Origin of the sequence: Roseibium denhamense, from assembly GCF_009711415.1 — a bacterium.
GTDB classification, from domain to species: domain Bacteria; phylum Pseudomonadota; class Alphaproteobacteria; order Rhizobiales; family Stappiaceae; genus Roseibium; species Roseibium denhamense.
The window spans coordinates 1-218 of record NZ_SMLZ01000004.1 but is presented as its reverse complement, the minus strand read 5'-3'; the positions used below and the strand labels follow the sequence as shown (position 1 = coordinate 218).

Genomic DNA, 218 nt, shown 5'->3' with positions numbered 1-218 from the left:
GCCGGGCAGGAAGGCCACGCGATCTACGAGGTGCATTCGGCCGATGGCACGGCCCACCGGATCCAGATCACGATCCACGGCACCAATGATGCCCCGGTCCTGAGCGCGGCGACTGCTTCGGCCACCGAGGACGGCAGCACTGTCACCGGGCAGATGTCGGCCACCGATGTCGACACTGGCGATACCAAGGCGTTCTCCGTCAGTCAGCCGGTCGACGG

Annotated in this window: 1 protein-coding gene; it reads left to right on the top strand. The window is 67.0% G+C overall.

The window, feature by feature from the left end; translation table 11 throughout:
- Window positions 1-218: VCBS domain-containing protein (locus E1180_RS00005; protein ID WP_155189060.1), on the top strand; the 218-nt coding region annotated here is incomplete at both ends.